Here is a 14495-nt window from a genome sequence, read left to right on the forward strand (position 1 = left end):
TCGCCCGATGCACTACCGTCCGTCGCGTCGGGCCCACCGGACCGATCGTCCACAGTCGACGAACGCCCCGCCGGAGGGCCGGCGGGGCGTTCGTGGGCGGTACGGGTCAGGCGTCGACGGCGATGCCGAGGCCCTCGGCGACGCGTCGGCCGTAGTCGGAGTCGCACTGGCTGAAGTGCCAGACCATCTTCTCCTGGATGTGCTTGTCGCACTGCGACAGCAGGGTGGTGAGGTTGAGGATCAGGTCGTCGCGCTCCCAGTCGTCCATCTCGCGGTAGCGCCGGCCGGCCTGGGAGTAGTTGTTCTGCCGCTCGATCGGGGCCTTCATGATCTGGCCCGAGACGAACGGACGGTACTCCCGGTAGGACTCGTCGGCCTCCTGGAGGCCCGCGACCGAGGACGGCTCGAAGTTGATGTGCGGGTTGGCACCACGGTTGTCCACCCCGTACGACATCTGGCCGCCGCCCTGGTTGGTGCTGACCTGGACGTCCTCGCGCGGCCGGTTGATCGGCAACTGGAGGTAGTTCGGGCCGACCCGGTAGCGCTGGGTGTCCGAGTAGGAGAACGTCCGGCCGACCAGCATCTTGTCGTCGGAGAAGTCGATGCCGTCGACCAGCACGCCGGTACCGAAGGCGATCTGCTCGTTCTCGTTGTGGTGGTCGGTGATGTTGCGGTTGAGCGTCATCATGCCGACCGGCAGGTAGGGGAAGTCCTCCTCCGGCCAGATCTTGGTGTCGTCGAGCGGGTCGAAGTCCAGCTCCGGGTGCTCGTCGTCGCTCATGACCTGGACGTTGAGCTCCCACTTCGGGTGGTCGCCGCGCTCGATCGCCTCGTAGATGTCCTTCGAGGCGTGGCCCAGGTCGGTGGCCTGGATGGCGTCCGCCTCGGCCTGGGTGAGGTTGTGCTCGCCCTGCTGGGACAGCCAGTGGAACTTGACCAGCACGCCCTCGCCCGCGGCGTTGACGAGGCGGTAGGTGTTCACCCCGGAACCGCGCATCGTCCGGTAGTTCTTCGGGATGCCGTACGGGGAGAAGAGCCAGGTCAGCATGTGCATCGACTCCGGCGTGTTCGACATGAAGTCGAAGATCCGGTTCGGCTCCTGACGGAAGGTGACCGGGTCCGGCTTCAGCGAGTGGATCACGTCGGGGAACTTGATGGCGTCACGGATGAAGAAGACCTGGAGGTTGTTGCCCACCATGTCCCAGTTGCCGTCCTCGGTGCGGAACTTCACGGCGAAGCCGCGCGGGTCGCGGGCCGCCTCGGAGGAGTCCCGGCCGCCGATGACGGTGGAGAAGCGGATGGTGACCGGGGTCTTCCTGCCCTTGGTCTGGAACAGCTTGGCCCGGGTGTAGGTCGACGCCGGCTGGTCGCCGATCGTCCCGTACGCCTCGAACTCGCCGTGCGCGACGAAGCCGCGGGCGTGCACCACCCGCTCCGGGATCCGCTCCCGGTCGAAGTGGCTGATCTTCTCCAGGAAGTGGTAGTTCTCCAGCGTCGCCGGGCCGCGCGAGCCGACCGTCCGCTGCTGCTGGTTGTTGTGCACGGGGTGACCCTGACGGGTGGTGAGGATCGGCTTGCTGGCCTGCGGGTCGCTCATGGCTCTCCTCCAGATCGGTGTGGCGGCTGGCGTCAGCCGTGTCGCGGCTGGCATCCGGGGCACCGGCCCCAGTACGTGACCTCGGTGGACTCCACCTCGAAGGCGGAGGCCCCGGGGTCGAGGCAGGGCCCGGGGGCCCGCTTGCGCCGGGTGTCGACGATCGCGCCGCAGTCCCGGCAGACCAGGTGGTCGTGGTCGTCCCCGCCCAGCTCGTACCGGGCCGGCCCGCCGGCCGGGGCGAACCGGCGCAGCAGGCCCGCGCCGGTGAGCGCGCGCAGGACGTCGTAGACCGCCTGGTGGGAGATCCGCCCGAGGCGGACCCGGGCGAGTCGGGTGATCGTGTCGGCGTCCAGGTGCGGCCGGTCGCGCACCGCCGCGAGCACCGCGAGCCGGGGGCGCGTGACACGCAGCCCCGCAGCTCGCAGGCGTTCGACGTCGGATCCGACCGGCATCACCCCACCCAAGCTCGTTTTCTGGAACGAGTCAAGTTTTGGGCCCCGATCGCGCTGTGTGACTCGTCATGCCCGAGCGGGGAAGGGGCCGCCGCCGGGTTCCTTCAAGGAAAGTGCGCCGGAACGGGATTGGCGATCACCGAGCGGAGGGAATACCACCCACGAAGGAGGAGCCATGTCGCCCACGCAGGTAATCGTCATAGTTCTCGTCGTGCTGGTGATCGCGGCCGTGGCCGTGGCCGCCCGGTCGTACGCCCGCCGCCGCGCGCTGCGGTCGCGTTTCGGGCCCGAGTACGACCGCGCCGTCGCCGAGCAGGACAGCCGGACCGCCGCCGAGCGGGAACTACGGGAGCGGGAGCGTCGCCACGCCGATCTCACGCTCACCCCGCTCGCCCCCGAGTCCCGGGCCCGCTACGCCGCCGCGTGGGAGGAACTCCAGGTCCGCTTCGTCGACTCCCCCGCCGAGACCGTAGGTGACGCGGACGAACTGGTCACCCGGCTCATCGCGGAACGGGGCTACCCCACCGGCGAGTTCTCCGACCAAATCGCCCACCTCTCCGTGGAGCACGCCCGCACCCTGGGCCACTACCGCGACGCCCACGAGATCCACCTGCGCAACTCCCGGGGCGAGGCGAGCACCGAGGAACTGCGCCAGGCCGTCGTCCACTACCGCGCCCTCTTCGCCGACCTGCTCGGTGAGGAGCCGGTCGCGGCCCGACCGGCAGAGCAGCGCAACCCGGACAGCCAGCACGACGCCACGAGCCGCTAGGAGGATCACCATGCGCCAGGAAGAGCAGCGGGTGGGCAACGAACACCCCGAGGCCGTCCGTTCCGAGCCGGTGCCGGTGCCGCCTCCGGGCGACCGAGCCGGCCGCGCCGACGTACCCGAGGACGCCCTCGACGACCGGGGCACCTTCGACGACCCGGCGGTCGCCGGCGACGAGCCGTCGCGCGGCCGGGGCACCGGCAGGACCCGCACGGACGGGCGGGACGCCGACGGCGACCGCGCCGAGTTCCACGAGCCAGGGCCCGTGCCGACCGCCTTCGGCGCCACCAGCGTCGGCGGCGCGGTCGCCGCGTCCGCCCTGGCCAGCCCGCTTCCCGAGGACGAACCCGACCCGCGTACGGAGTCGACCGCGCGGCCGGGCGACGGGGCCGCGGACGGCCCCCGGGAGGGCCGCCGGGCGGACCCGACCGCGGAGTTCCACCGCTCCGTCGGGCTCGGCGACGCCCGTCCCGACGAGCGGCAGGCCCGCCGGGGCGACGCGGAGGTGCTGCCTCCGGACGCCGTCGACGGCCGCCCCGAGCGCCGGGCCGACCTGACCGACGACGCGGAGGCCGGTGCGGCCGGGTACGGCAGCGCCACGCCGGCCATGGTCGACCCGGACGCCGAGCACGCGCCGGCCGGACGCGCGGGCGCCGGAAAGCTGGAGGCCGCCGGGATGGACCGGCCGGCGGGCGCCACGGTGGCCGCCGAGCCGGCCAGCCTCTTCGACCCCGCGATGGCGCAGGGCTTCCGGGACCGCTGGCGGGACGTCCAGCTGCGCTTCGTGGACGACCCCCGCGCGGCGGCCGGGGAGGCCCAGTCGCTGGTCGACGAGGCCATCCAGGCGCTCTCCTCGGCGCTGTCCGCGCAGAAGAACAAGCTGGGCGGCTGGCAGGACGCCGGTTCGTCCGACACCGAGCAGCTCCGGATGGCCGTCCGCCACTACCGCGACTTCCTGGACCGGGTCCTCGGGCGCTGACCCCCGGTTCCCACGAGGCGCCCCCGGCCGACCGGCCGGGGGCGTCGTCGCGTCCACGGCCCGGGGCGCCACTGCCGTCGCCTCCCGTGCACGGCCGCAGGGCCCGGTGGCCCGGCCCGGTGGAGGCGCCGCCGCGTCGGCGGGTCCCGGCGGGAGGGCGCCGTGGCCGGTCGGACCGGGCAAGCCCGCAGCGGACGTTTGACGTCGACTTCTTCCTCTCCGGGCGCTCCCTGCCCGCCTGGGTGACCGGCCTGGCCTTCGTCTCCGCCAACCTCGGCGCGTTGGAGATCATCGCCGGGGTGAACCTGTACGCCCTGGCGCTGATCATGCAGGCGCTGCTCGGCTGGCCGCTCTGGGTCGCCATCGTGATCGGCGCGCTGATCGTGCTGGCGTCGCATGGACAACCTCAACCCCCACGGGCACGACCGCTCGGTCAGGGCCGCCGAGGAGGCCCGCCGCCGCTCGTCCGCCGCCCGGCTGTTCGACATCCGCCGGGTGATCGGTGGCCTTTTCACCGCGTACGGGACGATCGTCACCCTGATCGGGATCTTCGACGGCGATTCATCCGTGCAGAAGGCCCAGGGCGTCCGGATCAACCTCTGGGCGGGCCTCGGCATGCTCGTCTTCGGCGTGCTGATGCTGCTCTGGCAGTGGCGCAACCCGGTCGAGCCGCCGGAGACCTCCGAGGAGGAGGCAGCCGTCCCGCCGCCGGTGACCGGCATGGGCACCGTCACGCCGGGTACGCGAGCGGGATCAGGAGACACCACCTGGTGACGGGAGGGCAGCGACATGACGGATCGTGACCGTGACCGGCCGCTGGAGGAGAGCCCGGAGATGGCCGCGGCGGCCGAGGACGACACCGGCATCGCGCAGCTGATGACCGGGGGCGGCGCCGATCGCGACACCCCGTCGTTCACCGGGCCCGGGGACGGGGCGGGTGGCGACGAGCTGATCGGCGATCCGTACGCCGCCGGCACCGGCGCGACGGGCACCGGCACGGGCGCGGCCCCGGACGACATCCGCACCGGGGCGGAGCAGCCCTGGGAACCGGAGGACCTGGTGGCGGCCCGGGGGCAGGACATCACGCCGGAGAACGTCGAGCGGGCCCGCCGGGACCTGGCCGAACTGGGCCGCGCCGCGATCGAGAAGACGGTGCCCTGACCGGCGTACGCGAGGGGGCCCCCGCCCCGACCGTCGGACGGTCGGGCCGGGGGCCCGGGGAACCTGCCGCTGGAGCGCCTCACCTACTGCCAGCGGCGGGTGGGCTCCGGTCTCAGAGCGCCGGGTACGCGTTCTGCATGAGCTGCGTGAACTGCGCGGGGAACCAGGCGCCCGAGATCGGGGCGTCCGGCAGGGCGCCGCTCATGCTGTTGCCGTTGCGGGCGTTACCGGTGTAGGTCGGGTCGCACATGCGGTCGAAGCCCTTGCCCTCGTTGTTCGGGATCTCCTTGCTGGAGCCGTCCGACTCGCCCGGGGGCTTCACCCAGACGTAGGCGTCGATGCCCGGCTCCGGCGCGGCCTTCGGCCGCTCGCCCAGGCCGGCCCCGGCCTGGTTGCACCAGTTGCCGGTGTGGAACCGACGGTCCACGCGGCCGCCGTCGACGTAGGTGTCCACGTTGGTCGTCGCGCCCGGGCCGGTGGGCCGGGCGGTGCCGCCCCAGCCGTTGCGGGAGGTGTCGATCAGCATGCCGATCTTCGAGTCGAAGCCCTTGGCCACCAGCTCGTTGCGGAACGCCTGGGCGAACGAGAGCTCGTCCACGTAGAAGTTCCAGTCGACCCACTTCGACTGCCGCACGGTGGTGCCGTTGACGTTGTCGGTCACCTTGAAGTGCGGCTCACGCAGCGCCGAGTAGTTGGCGGTGTTGACGATGAAGCCGTGCACGTTGTTCACCGTGCTGCCGGAGGCGACGGCGGCGTCCTTCAGGATCTGCGCGGTCGGGCTGAAGTTGCTGTCCCAGCCGATCCAGCCGTGGTGCGCGGCGTCGATGTAGTTGTAGACGTTGCCGATCGCACCCAGCTTCGACAGGGCGTAGCCGACGCCGTTGACGTAGGCGCCGTTGGCCTTCACCGTGTCGCACATGACCGTGCCGCCGGGGTTGCCGGAGGTGTTGGTCACCAGGTTCGGCAGCGAGTCGATCTCGATGATGTTGACGATCCGCAGGCTGGCGTACTTCGGGTCGCCCTGGATCGCGGCGATCGGGTCGATGTACTCGGCCTTGTAGCGCGGCAACTCGTCCGGGCCCAGCTCACCGTTGGACGCCAGCGCCGAGCAGTCGCGGCCGGGCAGGTTGTAGATGACGAACTGGATGTAGTTCGCCCCCTGCTCCAGCGCCTTGTTCAGGTGGTCACGGACACCCATCGCGCCGTTGGAGCTGCTGTCCGGGGTGCCGTTGATGGCGGCGATCCGGTCGATCCAGACGGCGGTCGGGTTGTTCGACACCCGGTTGCCGCCGGGCACCGACTCGGCCTTGGCCTTCCACTCCGGGTTCACGTACCCCTGGGCGTTCAGGTACGGGTTGTCCACCCGCTGCCCGGGCGGCGGGGTGGTCGGCGGCGGGGTGGTCGGCGGCGGCGTCGTGGGGGGCGGCGTCGTCGGCGGGGCCGTGGTGGGCGGGGTGGTGGTGGGCGGGGTGCCGCCGTTGCAGGTCACGCCGTTGAGGGTGAACGAGGTGGGCTTCGGGTTGCTGCCGCTCCAGGCGCCGTTGAAGCCGATGCTCACCGTGGCGCCGCTGGCCACCGTCCCGTTGTAGGACTCGTTCTGCGCGGTGACGTTCTGGCCGCTCTGGGACCAGCGGGCCGACCAGCCCTGCTGCACCCGCTGGCTGCCGTCAGGGAAGGTGAAGCCCAGCGTCCAGCCGTTGAGGGCGTCGCCGATGTTCTTGATGTTGACGGTGGCGGTGAAACCGCCCTGCCAGTCGCTGGTCGTGTACGACACGTCGCACTGGGTGGCGGCGTGCGCCACGGTGACCGGCAAGGTCACCAGCCCGCCCGCGACCAGGGCGCCCGCGCCACCGAGCGCGAGGGCCCGGCGGGGGCCGGACAGCCTTCTCCACACATTCATGCCACTGATCTCCTTGGGCGAGACCGGATCCGCGAACGGCCCGGCGTTACGGCCCGATGGGCGTCCTGCGTGGACGACCGCCGGTACCACGGGTTTCTTCGGGGGGTGCCCGACCCGGACGGGCGTGTTGGTGGTGGTCCGACCGGCAACGACGTGCCGACCGGGAGGCATGACGTCGTCCGGCGGACCGGTGCCCTCGACTCCTGCCTGCGCGGTGTGGCTCCCCGAACCGCGTGCAGCGATTCTTGCATGGGAGCGCTTCCATGGCAATGCCTCGATGAACCAGCCGAGGCCGCCGGGGCCGGCGACGCCTGGTGGGGCGGGCGGGACGGGACGATCCGGCCGAGGTGGCGTCACGCCGCCCGAGGAGCACCTGCGCACGCCTGCGGTGGCGAACCGCCCGGCTCGCGCGGCGGCCGACTAAAGCGGCGTAGCGGCACTAGAGGGCGTAGTTCCACGAAGCCACGAAAACACGAATCTTTCCCTTCATAGCTCATGAAACGGTCTAACGTCATCGGTAGCTCGGTTGTCACCGAGCCCAGGACAACAGGGATGGAGTGACGCAGGTCATGGCAAACAAGATGCTCGGGAAGGTCGTTGCGGGCGCTGCCCTCGGTGGTGCTTCCCTGCTCGTGTTCACGCCGGGGATCGCGTTGGCGGACGGCGGCCACCACGAGGACGAGGGCAAGGTCTACGCCAAGCCGCACGTCGTCAAGGCGGGCGACACGGTCAAGCTGATCGAGGTCTGCCCCGAGTCGCAGGAGCACGCCTACGTGTGGTCGAAGGTCACCGGCAAGGTCAAGCTCAAGCCGGCCGAGGGCCGGGGCGACTGGCGTGGCGGCGACGAGGACTCCCGCGACCACGACAAGGGCCGCGACCACGAGGACAAGGGCCGCGACCACGACAAGGGCAAGGACCACGACAAGGGCCGCGACCACGACAAGGGCAGGGACGGCAAGGACGAGACCCCGAGGCCGCAGCCGCCGGCCAACGGCACCGGACAGCCGCAGCCGCCAGCCAACGGCGGTCAGCCGCCGGCCAACGGTGGCCAGCCGCCCGCCAACGGCCAGGGTGGCGGCGCCGCCGACGCCGCCGACGCCGCCGAGGGCGAGCGCGACTGGAAGGGCTACGAGCACGGCCAGGACGCCGAAGGCGACCGCGGCGACAAGGGCCACGACAAGGGCGACCGCGAGGGTCGCGAGCACGAGTACGGCTCGGAGAGCTACGGCTCGGACGAGTACGACCGCAAGAGCTGGTCGGACGAGTACGACCGCAAGGGCCACGACAAGGGCTGGTCGGACGAGGAGTCCGAGGGCAACGGCAAGGGCGAGGACCGCTGGGAGCACAAGCGGGACTTCGTCTACTACGGCGAGGCCGAGGTGTCCGAGGACGCCAAGCCGGGCCGCTACGAGCTCAAGGGCTCGTGCGGCGAGGGCGAACTGGTCGTGCTGCCGCGCGGCGGGGTCGACGGTGGTGACGGTGGCGCCGTCGCCGGCACCGACCGGGGCCTGGCCGCCGGCGGGGCGAGCCTGATCGGCGCTGCCGCCCTGGGCGGCCTCGTGCTGATGCGCCGGCGTCGGACCGATGAGTCCTTCGTCTGACACGACGGCGACACCGGCCGGCGGCCGTCACGGGACACCGTGGCGCGCCGCCGGCGCGGCCGTCGTCGTCGTGGTCGCCATGGTCGGCGCGGGCCTGATCGGCGCCTCGCTCAAGACCGCGCCCGCTCCCCTGCCCCCGCAGCCGCTGGCCGCACCCGTCAGCACCGGGCCGGCGGTCGCCGACGTGCCCGCCCCCGACGCGGACCCGGACCTCGGCGACGCCACCGGCCTGGCCCGCTCCGCCCCCACCACGATCACCATCCCCCGGATCGGGGTCGACGCCTCGATCATGCCGCTCGGCACCAACCCGGACGGCACCGTCCAGGTGCCCCCGCTCGAACGGGCGCAGCTGGCCGGTTGGTACGAGCCGGGGCCCAGCCCGGGTGAGATCGGCAACGCGGTCATCGTCGGGCACGTCGACTCGGCGGAGATCGGGCCGGCGGTCTTCTTCTCCCTCGGCGCCCTGCAACCGGGCGACACCATCACCGTCACCCGCGAGGACGGCCAGCAGGCCACCTTCACCGTCGAGTCGGTCAAGGCGTACCCGAAGACGCAGTTCCCGACCGAGCAGGTCTACGGTCCCAGCGACCGACCCGGCCTGCGCGTGGTCACCTGCGGCGGAACCTTCGACAAGGCCGCCGGCAGCTACCCGGACAACGTGGTCGTCTTCGCCTCCATGCCGGTGTGAGCCGGCCGCCGCGCGGAGGGCGCCGCCCGGCACGACGCGGCCCGGCCGGTCGGGACACCGACCGGCCGGGCCGTCCGCCGTAGGCGTCAGGCGGCGGCGGAGGTCCGCACCAGGGTGCGGATCTGGCGCAGCAGCACCGACAGGGCGGCGAGGTCCGCCCGGGACTCGTCGAACTCCCCCATCGCCCGCTCGGCGCGGTGGATCGAGGTGGCGTTCGACTGCTCCCACTGCGACACCCGCTCCTGCGGCGACAGGGTGTCCGGCGTGGAGTCGAGAACCTCCACGGTCAGCGCGGCCAGCGCGGCGTACAGGTCGTAGCGCAGCGCCATCCGGGCCAGCGTCTGCCAGCGGTCCTCACGCGGCAGCAGGGAGATCTTCGACAGCAGCGAGTCGACCCGGAAGCGGTCGGAGAGCACGAAGTAGACCGAGGCCACCTCGCCGACGTCCCGCCCACTGCTCGCCGCCGTCTCCACCACGTCGAGCAGGCCGAAGCTGTACATCAGCCGGGTCGCCAGCTCGGCCAGGTCGCGCGGCAGCCCCCGCCCGATGAGCGAGTCGATGTGCGCCGCGAGGGACTCCCGCTCGCTGCCGTGGAAGCGCTCCTCCAGGTCGGGCAGGAGCCGCGCCACCCCGTCGCGCAGCCGGGCGATCTCCGCCGGCACGTCGATCGGCGAACGGCGGTTGGTGACCAGCCACCGCACCGCGCGGTCGAGCAGACGCCGGGTGTCCAGGTAGACGCTGGTCTGCAACTCGGGGTCGACCTTGTTGTCCAGGTCCTCCACCGCGTCCCAGAGCGCGCGCAGCCCGAACACCTCGCGGACCACCACGTACGCCCGGATGACGTCCGCCGCCGGGGCCGCCGTCTCCTCGACCACCCGGAAGACGAACGAGATGCCGCCCCGGTTGATCGCCTCGTTGACGAGCACCGTCGTCACGATGTCCCGGCGCAGGCGGTGCTGGCCCATCCGGTCGGCGAACCGCTCCCGCATCGGCGTCGGGAAGTAGTTGACCAGGACGTCGGTCGTCCACTCCTCGTCCGCGAGCCCCTCGGCCAGGATCTCCGTCTCAAGGACGATCTTGACGTACGCGAGCAGCACCGCGAACTCCGGCGCGGTCAGCCCGGACTCGGTCCGCACCGCCAGCTCGTCGTCCGGCGGCAGCGCCTCCAGGGACCGGTCCAGCGCCCCGGAACGCTCCAGATCCGTGATCATCCGCCGGTGCACCGGCAGCAGCGAGGCGGCCTGCGCCTGCGCGTTGTTGATCGCCCGGGCCTGGTCGTAGTTGTCCCGCAGCACCAGCTCGGCGACCTCGTCGGTCATCCCCGCGAGCAGCTCGTCGCGCTCGGGCAGGCCCAGCGCGCCGTCCGCGACCGCCGTGTTCAGCAGGATCTTGATGTTCACCTCGTGGTCGGAGCAGTCCACCCCGGCCGCGTTGTCGATGAAGTCCGTGTAGATCCGCCCGCCGGTCTGGGCGTACTCGATGCGCCCGAGCTGGGTCCAGCCCAGGTTGCCGCCCTCGCCCACCACCCGGCAGCGCACGTTCCTGCCGTCCACCCGGATGGCGTCGTTGGACTTGTCGCCCACCTCCGCGTTGGTCTGGCTGGAGGCCTTCACGTACGTGCCGATGCCGCCGTTCCAGAACAGGTCGACCGGCGCGGTCAGGATCGCCTTCATCAGCTCCTGCGGGGAGAGCTGCTCCGTGTCGGCGTCCAGGCCTAGCCGCTCCCGGACCTGCGCCGAGATCGGCACCGTCTTGGCCGTACGCGGGTACACCCCGCCGCCGGCCGAGATCAGCTCCCGGTCGTAGTCCTCCCACGACGAACGGGGCAGGTCGAACAGCCGCTTCCGCTCGGCGTACGAGGACGCGGCGTCCGGGTCCGGGTCCAGGAAGATGTGCCGGTGGTCGAACGCGGCCACCAGCCGGATGTGCTCCGACAGCAGCATCCCGTTGCCGAACACGTCACCGGACATGTCACCGACGCCGACCACGGTGAAGTCCTGGGTCTGGGTGTCGTGGCCCATCTCGCGGAAGTGCCGCTTCACCGACTCCCAGGCGCCCCGGGCGGTGATGCCCATCTTCTTGTGGTCGTAGCCGGCGGAGCCACCGGAGGCGAACGCGTCGCCGAGCCAGAAGTTGTGCGCCGTGGAGATCTCGTTGGCGATGTCCGAGAACGTCGCCGTGCCCTTGTCCGCCGCGACCACCATGTACGGGTCGTCGCCGTCGTGGCGGACCACGTCCTCCGGCGGCACGATCTCGCCGCTGACGATGTTGTCCGTGACGTCGAGCAGGGCGGAGATGAACTCCTTGTAGCAGATCACCGCCTCGTCGCGGTCCCCCGGCTTCTGCTTGAGCACGAAGCCGCCCTTCGCGCCCACCGGCACGATCACGGCATTCTTCACCATCTGCGCCTTGACCAGGCCCAACACCTCGGTGCGGAAGTCCTCACGGCGGTCGGACCAGCGCAGCCCGCCACGGGCCACCGGGCCGAACCGCAGGTGCACGCCCTCGAAACGCGGCGAGTAGACGAAGATCTCGAACTTCGGCCGCGGCGCCGGCAGGTCCGGGATCGCCTGCGGGTCCAGCTTGAGCGCCACGTACGACTTCGGCCGCCCGTCGGAGCGCTTCTGGTAGAAGCTGGTGCGCAGGGTGGCCTGGATCATCGTCAGGTAGGCGCGCAGGATCCGGTCCTGGTCGAGGCTGGCGACGTCGTCCAGCGCGGTCCGGATGTCGCCCACCAGCTCGGCGCTGCGCTGCTGGCGCCGCTCGTGGCCGTCCTCGCCGGGCGCGAACCGCACCTCGAACAGCTCCACCAGCAGGGTGGCGATCCTCGGGTACGCGATGAAGGTCTGCTCCATGTACTCCTGGGAGAAGACCGTGCCGGCCTGGCGCAGGTACTTCGCGTACGCCCGCAGCACCACCACCTGCCGCCAGGTGAGACCGGCCCGCAGCACCAGCTCGTTGAAGCCGTCCACCTCGGCCTCGCCCCGCCACGCCGCCGCGAAGGCGTTCTCCACGTGCGGGCGCACCTCGGACAGCTCCTGGTGCCCCTCGGGCAGCCGCAGCCCGAAGTCGTAGAGGTAGACCCGACCGTCGATCCGGTCCACCTCGTGCGGGTGCTCGTCGACCACCTTGACGCCGAGCGAGTGCAGCACCGGCAGCACGGCGGAGAGCATCATCGGCTCGCCGTAGCGGTAGACCTTGAAGCGGACGTCCATCGCCTCGTCGACGTCCGGCCCCCGCCCGCCGGCCCGCGGCGCGAGCTGCTTGCGGAACAGGTGCATCTCCAGCTGGCCGGGCTCCTCCAGCAGCTCCAGCTTCGCCAGGTCCTTCATCGCCTCGTACGGCGTGTGGCCGTCCTTGTAGCCCTCGGGGAAGGCGTCGGCGTAGCGGGTGAACAGGTGCTTTGCCTGCTCGTCGCCGAGCTTGCGCTCCAGCACCAGCCGGTAGTCGTCGTCCCACAGCCGGGTGGCGTCGGCCAACTCCTCGGCCAGCAGGTCGGCGTCGATGTCGCCGGGGACCTTCGTGGGGTCGGTCCGGACGATGAAGTGCACCCGGGCGAGCATCGACTCGGTGACCCGGGTCGTGTAGTCGACCCCGACGCCGTTCAGCTCGCGCAGCAGGATGTCCTGCATCCGCAGCCGGTTCTGCGTGGTGAACCGGTCCCGGGGCAGGTAGATCAGGCAGGAGATGAACCGCCCGTACGCGTCGCGGCGCAGGAACACCCGCAGCTGCCGGCGGCCGGCCATCCGCAGCACGCCGATCACCGCGTGGTAGAGGTCCTCCGTCTTGATCTGGAACAGCTCGTCGCGCGGGTAGGTCTCCAGGATCTGGAGCAGGTCCTTGCCGGAGTGGCTGCGCTGGCTCAGGCCGGAGCGGTCCAGCACCTCGGCCACCTTACGGCGCACCACCGGCAGCTCCTGCACGCTGGTCCGGTACGCGGCCGTGGAGAACAGGCCGAGGAAGCGGCGCTCGCCGACCACCTCGCCGGACTCGTTGAAGACCTTGAAGCCGATGTAGTCGAGGTAGGCGGAGCGGTGCACGGTGGCCCGCGAGTTCGCCTTCGTGATGATCAGCAGGCGCTTCTCGGTGACCCTATCGTGCGCCTCGGGCGTCATCGACGACAGCGGCCGGGCCTCCGGCGAGTCCTGACGCAGGATGCCCAGCCCGGTGCCGAGCACCGCCTCCAGCGCCTGGCCGCTGCCCCGCTCCCCGTCTCCGGCGGTGTCGACCAGCCGGTACTCCCGGTAACCGAGGAACGTGAAGTGGTCGTGGGCGAGCCAGCGCAGCAGCTCCACCGAGTCCGTGATGTCCTTCTCCGGCACCGGTGGGCGGTTGTCCGACGTCCGCGCGGCGGCAAGCTCGTCGGCGAGGGCGAGGGCCCGCTGGCGCATCTTCGGCCAGTCCTCCACCGCCTCCCGCACGTCGGTGAGCACCCGCTGGAGTTCCCGGCGCAGCCGGTCCCGCTCGGCGGCGTCGCGTACCGGGTCGACCTCGATGTGCATCCAGCTCTCGACGATGTCGCCGGCGATGGCGTCGTCGGGCTCGACGTCGGCGGAGACCTCGACCAGCCGGCCCAGCGGCTCGCGCCGGACCACCACCAGCGGGTGGACCAGCAGGTGCACGTCCAGGTGGTGCGAGTTGAGCAGGGCGGTCACCGAGTCGACCAGGAACGGCATGTCGTCGGTGACGATCTCGATGACGGTGTGGTGCTGGTCGGCGTCGGGCTCGTGGATGCGCAGCTTCAGCTCGCCCGGTACCCGCTGCTGGGCGAGGTCGCGGTGCGCGCGGGCCGCCTCCAGCATCTCCTCGGCGGTGAAGCCGATCAGCTCCTCGTCCGGCGCGAACCGCCAGAAGCGGCTGACCAGGGTCGCCGCGTCGTGGTCGTCGCCGGCCAGCGCGACCGCCTGGGCGACCAGGCGCTCCACGTTGGGAACGGGCTCGTCGAGCTCGTTGTCCTCGACGTCGTCGGCCAGCGCGTTGGCGGGCAGACCCAGGTCGTAGAGGGTGTCGATACTCGAACCGGTCATCCCGGTCACTCCTGTGTCGAGCCGGCCGAAGCCGTCCCCGTCGGTCGCCGAATCGAAGCTGTCGTCCCGGCTGGTGTCATCCTGCCGGAGGTCGGGTCCCGGTTTGATCGCCGGACGCCGGTCCATCGGTGCCACTCCCCTCGACCCACCGCGTTGTGGGTCACTCTGCCGCCCAGCCTAGGCCCTACCGTTCCGCCCCTTGCTCGGCGGACCTCAGTGCGGACGTCCGGTTCCGGACTTCGTCCTTTCACCCGTTGCGGGTACGAGGTTGGCCGGTTCGGGAGTACCCCGCCTCCAGTCGTTCATCACCCCGTCACCGACCTC

Annotated in this window: 10 protein-coding genes and 1 pseudogene; 7 read left to right on the forward strand and 4 right to left on the reverse strand. The window is 71.5% G+C overall.

Annotated features, from left to right (window positions below):
* Positions 1–106: 106 nt before the first annotated feature.
* Positions 107–1597 (reverse strand): catalase, encoded by a 1491-nt coding sequence (locus CLT72_RS15860; protein ID WP_101412513.1) that lies wholly within the window; start codon positions 1595–1597, stop codon positions 107–109.
* Positions 1598–1629: 32 nt separating this feature from the next.
* Positions 1630–2049, reverse strand: a complete 420-nt coding sequence (locus tag CLT72_RS15865; protein WP_101412514.1) for a Fur family transcriptional regulator — start codon at positions 2047–2049, stop codon at positions 1630–1632.
* Positions 2050–2224: 175 nt separating this feature from the next.
* Between CLT72_RS15865 and CLT72_RS15870 the strand changes: the two genes are divergently transcribed.
* From CLT72_RS15870 to CLT72_RS15885, 5 genes and pseudogenes are all read left to right on the forward strand, one after another.
* Complete coding sequence (locus CLT72_RS15870) at positions 2225–2818, forward strand: hypothetical protein (RefSeq protein WP_101412515.1); 594 nt, start codon at positions 2225–2227, stop codon at positions 2816–2818.
* A gap of 10 nt (positions 2819–2828) precedes the next feature.
* Positions 2829–3794 carry a hypothetical protein gene (locus CLT72_RS15875; protein WP_101412516.1) on the forward strand — a complete coding sequence of 322 codons (966 nt, stop codon included), beginning with the start codon at positions 2829–2831 and terminating at the stop codon, positions 3792–3794.
* A gap of 203 nt (positions 3795–3997) precedes the next feature.
* Positions 3998–4186 (forward strand): annotated as a pseudogene (locus CLT72_RS32840) (Na+/galactose cotransporter); the annotation flags it as partial.
* 4 nt (positions 4187–4190) lie between these two features.
* Entirely contained in the window at positions 4191–4568 is a 378-nt protein-coding gene (locus CLT72_RS15880; RefSeq protein WP_199184825.1) for a hypothetical protein, read from the forward strand.
* A 15-nt stretch (positions 4569–4583) separates the two neighbouring features.
* Positions 4584–4955, forward strand: a complete 372-nt coding sequence (locus CLT72_RS15885; RefSeq protein ID WP_101412517.1) for a hypothetical protein — start codon at positions 4584–4586, stop codon at positions 4953–4955.
* A 112-nt stretch (positions 4956–5067) separates the two neighbouring features.
* On the opposite strand, the gene CLT72_RS15890 is transcribed toward CLT72_RS15885, so the two are convergent.
* A complete protein-coding gene (locus CLT72_RS15890; RefSeq protein WP_101412518.1) occupies positions 5068–6855 on the reverse strand; it encodes a glycoside hydrolase family 6 protein in 1788 nt (595 codons plus the stop codon).
* Positions 6856–7424: 569 nt separating this feature from the next.
* On the opposite strand from CLT72_RS15890, the gene CLT72_RS15895 reads away from it, so the two are divergent.
* Together CLT72_RS15895 and CLT72_RS15900 are read left to right on the forward strand one after the other, a co-directional pair.
* Positions 7425–8456 carry a putative sodium/potassium/calcium exchanger gene (locus CLT72_RS15895; protein ID WP_101415200.1) on the forward strand — a complete coding sequence of 344 codons (1032 nt, stop codon included), beginning with the start codon at positions 7425–7427 and terminating at the stop codon, positions 8454–8456.
* Complete coding sequence (locus CLT72_RS15900) at positions 8440–9144, forward strand: class F sortase (protein ID WP_101412519.1); 705 nt, start codon at positions 8440–8442, stop codon at positions 9142–9144. The genes CLT72_RS15895 and CLT72_RS15900 overlap by 17 nt, the downstream gene beginning before the upstream one ends.
* 86 nt (positions 9145–9230) lie before the next feature.
* Here the strand turns inward: CLT72_RS15900 and CLT72_RS15905 are convergent, their stop codons facing one another.
* Positions 9231–14297 (reverse strand): NAD-glutamate dehydrogenase, encoded by a 5067-nt coding sequence (locus CLT72_RS15905; RefSeq protein WP_101412520.1) that lies wholly within the window; start codon positions 14295–14297, stop codon positions 9231–9233.
* Between the last annotated feature and the right edge of the window lie 198 nt (positions 14298–14495).

It is taken from the genome of Micromonospora sp. CNZ309, assembly GCF_002846525.1.

Coding starts and splice junctions, on each gene's coding strand:
- CLT72_RS15860 (WP_101412513.1), bottom strand. CDS start 1,597: ATGAGCGACCCGCAGGCCAGCAAGCCGATCCTCACCACCCGTCAGGGT.
- CLT72_RS15865 (WP_101412514.1), bottom strand. CDS start 2,049: ATGCCGGTCGGATCCGACGTCGAACGCCTGCGAGCTGCGGGGCTGCGT.
- CLT72_RS15870 (WP_101412515.1), top strand. CDS start 2,225: ATGTCGCCCACGCAGGTAATCGTCATAGTTCTCGTCGTGCTGGTGATC.
- CLT72_RS15875 (WP_101412516.1), top strand. CDS start 2,829: ATGCGCCAGGAAGAGCAGCGGGTGGGCAACGAACACCCCGAGGCCGTC.
- CLT72_RS15880 (WP_199184825.1), top strand. CDS start 4,191: ATGGACAACCTCAACCCCCACGGGCACGACCGCTCGGTCAGGGCCGCC.
- CLT72_RS15885 (WP_101412517.1), top strand. CDS start 4,584: ATGACGGATCGTGACCGTGACCGGCCGCTGGAGGAGAGCCCGGAGATG.
- CLT72_RS15890 (WP_101412518.1), bottom strand. CDS start 6,855: ATGAATGTGTGGAGAAGGCTGTCCGGCCCCCGCCGGGCCCTCGCGCTC.
- CLT72_RS15895 (WP_101415200.1), top strand. CDS start 7,425: ATGGCAAACAAGATGCTCGGGAAGGTCGTTGCGGGCGCTGCCCTCGGT.
- CLT72_RS15900 (WP_101412519.1), top strand. CDS start 8,440: ATGAGTCCTTCGTCTGACACGACGGCGACACCGGCCGGCGGCCGTCAC.
- CLT72_RS15905 (WP_101412520.1), bottom strand. CDS start 14,297: ATGGACCGGCGTCCGGCGATCAAACCGGGACCCGACCTCCGGCAGGAT.